The 2,777-nt window shown below is 61.9% G+C and carries 4 protein-coding genes; 2 read left to right on the top strand and 2 right to left on the bottom strand.

The genetic code is table 11. The features are described 5' to 3' along the window. On the bottom strand, positions 1 to 800 hold an 800-nt coding region (locus JCM25156_RS12940), incomplete at its 3' end, for a PLP-dependent cysteine synthase family protein (protein ID WP_025813401.1). 153 nt (positions 801 to 953) lie between these two features. Between JCM25156_RS12940 and JCM25156_RS12935 the strand changes: the two genes are divergently transcribed. Then, a complete protein-coding gene (locus JCM25156_RS12935) occupies positions 954 to 1,400 on the top strand; it encodes an RrF2 family transcriptional regulator (RefSeq protein ID WP_025813399.1) in 447 nt (148 codons plus the stop codon). Positions 1,401 to 1,453: 53 nt separating this feature from the next. On the opposite strand, the gene JCM25156_RS24265 is transcribed toward JCM25156_RS12935, so the two are convergent. After that, on the bottom strand, positions 1,454 to 1,774 hold the full coding sequence (locus tag JCM25156_RS24265) for a hypothetical protein (RefSeq protein WP_242402651.1): 321 nt from the start codon (positions 1,772 to 1,774) through the stop codon (positions 1,454 to 1,456). Between the two features lie 515 nt (positions 1,775 to 2,289). On the opposite strand from JCM25156_RS24265, the gene JCM25156_RS12925 reads away from it, so the two are divergent. Next, positions 2,290 to 2,777, top strand: a 488-nt coding sequence (locus JCM25156_RS12925) for a hypothetical protein (protein WP_199898862.1), incomplete at its 3' end; no start/stop codon positions are given.

Genomic DNA, 2,777 nt, shown 5'->3' with positions numbered 1-2,777 from the left:
TCGCGTTCGGAGACCGGCAGCACCCCCGCCAGTGCCGCGAGATCCAGCGTGCGGGGGCAGAATCCCGGCCCGATTCCCTGAATACCGTGCGGTCCCGGCTCATCACCGTTCAGAATGGCGCTTTCCATCGGCTCCACGCCGTAAACCTCGATGTCCTTCCTGTATTCCTTCAGGCGGTGGGCGATGCCGCTGGCAGTCCCGCCGGTGCCCAGACCCGCCACAATGATATCGACCTTCCCCGCCGTATCGGCCCAGATTTCCTCCGCCGTGGTGGCGGCGTGCACATCGGGGTTGGCCGGATTGTCGAACTGGCGCGGCATCCATGAATTGGGTGTCTTTTTAAGGATTTCCTCGGCACGGGCGATCGCGCCAGCCATGCCCAGCCGCATGGGCGTAAGTTCCAGCCGGGCATCGAGCAGGCGCAGCATCTTGCGCCGCTCGATCGACGCGCCTTCCGGCATGGTCACGATCAGCCGGTAGCCACGCGCCGCCGCCACGAAAGCCAGCGAAATGCCGGTATTGCCTGAAGTCGGTTCCACCAGCGTGGTCTTGCCCGGCTGGATTTCACCCCGGCTTTCCGCATCCTCGATCATGGCCGCGCCGATGCGGTCCTTGACGGAGCCAAGCGGATTGAAGAATTCCAGTTTCATCAACACGCGGGCCTGCAATCCGTCCTCACGCGTCAGATGCGGCAACGCCACCAGTGGTGTGCCCCCCACAGTGTCCACAATGGAGTCGTACACCTTGCCGCGCGGCGCGGCAAAACCGTAGGTGGACCCTGCCGGGGTGGTATTTTTCATCCGTTATCACTCCTTGTTACGGAAATGGCCTATTCACGCGTACAGTCTGACATAATCCACCATCCTCCTGAACAGAAGCGTGGATCAATCCGGCAATTGCTGATAAACGGTGCAAGGCACTTTTCCGCTCCACCCAAAGCAAGGCTGAATGATATGCTCCTCCGGCGTGACAGGACCATGATCGCCATACTGATCATGCTTGATGTTGCTTTTCATGCTGGACGGAACGGCACCATAAGCGCTGCCGACATTGCCGAGCGCGCCGGTCTGGCCCGCCGGGGCATCGAGCCGCTGCTCCAGTCCCTGTCGCGCTCCGGGCTGCTGGAAAGCGTGCGTGGCCCGCGTGGCGGCTACCGTCTGGGCCGCCCCCGGCGCGACATCCTGCTGGCGGATATCCTGTCGGTCATCACGGCGGAAGACAATACGGATGATGGCCCGATTGGCGGCCTGTTCCAGAAAGTTGTCGAACCCTGCTGGCAGGAATTCGACAGCATGATTGACGAGAAGTGTCGCGAAATCAGCCTTGACGACCTGGTGCGCAAGGCGGAACACGCGGGCATGCGCCGTCCCCAGCCCGAACCCATCACCTTCTCGATCTGACCGCGCCGGCCCCAACGGGGGGCGGACCCCGGCCCATCAGGGCCGGGGCGGCATCATTTCGCGCCGGGTACGGCGGGAGCCGTGACCGTGGCCGTCACGTCGATATATTCACGCGGCTCGCTGCCGCCACGGATCAGGACGACACGGAATTTGTCCTGACCGGAATAGGATGTATTGGGCGTATAGGTCACATAAGTGTGATCGTTGTAGTTATAGATGAAGGCCTTGCCGTGTTCCGGCGCGGGCGACACCCCGAACGAAGGATAGGGATGCCCGCCGGACATGCGCGTTTCGATCGCGCAGTAGCCGTCATCGCTGCGCACCTGCATGGTGGCGCTTTTGGTGTTCTGTCCCGCGGCCGTCAGGTCACCCACCTGGCACTGGCCGGACAGCTTCATATAATTGTACGGGTTGGGGGCGCGCCGATTCCACCAAGGTTCACGGCCGGTTTGTTGTCACATCCGGCGAGCAGAATGCCCGTCGTCATCATGATTGCAGACAGTCGCAGTCGCACTCGTCAGCTCCGCTGTATTTGATACATCACCTGTTATGAGGACAGTTTCGCCCGCGCCGTCCCATACGGTCTGGATCGGCACAACGGCAAACCGCTTTGGCGTCTGCTGTAGAGCAACGCACCCAGGCGGGAAAGACCCGTTGGTCCTTTTGCGCAAGCGGACAGGCCCTGCCCATGTGGCATAGCCGGACCGGTGGCCGCTGTCATCCCATCGAACGTTCATGGCTCCCCTTATTTAAGGGGGATACCGTCACTCTCCCTTTTGGCAACAGCAAGTTTGCGCTATAGACCTGATCCGGAATTCATTCCGCCGGACCATGCGGGGCCGCGTGCATCCCCGTTGGCAACAGCCCCAATATCTGGAGAACCTTCCTGATGTCCATGTCGATCTGGCGCGCTGGCGCCGCCGCACTTGCCCTGACCGGGCTGGTTAATGGCGGGCAGGCACTGGCAGCCGGCCCCTGCTCCCCTTCCCCCGCGCATGAGGCCTTCGATGTGCAGGGCCTGAAAAGCGAGCTTATGGTCACGGCCCTGTCCTGCAACGCGCAGGAAAAATATAACAGTTTCGTCATCAAGTTCCGCAACAAGCTGACCAATGAGGAACACGTCCTCAACACCTACTTCCGCACCACCTATGGCCGCAACGCCCAGCGCCAGCATGATGACTACATCACGCAGCTTGCCAACGTGCAGTCCGAGCGCGGCCTGCACTCGGGCACGGCGTTCTGCCAGCAGCGCATTTCCATGTTTGACGAGGTGCTGGTGCTTGACAGCGCATCCGACCTGTCCAGCTACGCGCAGGCGAAGGATATTCTCCAGCCCGCGTCCTACCTGACCTGCACGGCCCCCAACCGCCCGGCCCG

Source organism: Komagataeibacter kakiaceti JCM 25156 (assembly GCF_000613305.1).
This window is presented reverse-complemented; position numbering and strand designations above follow the sequence as displayed.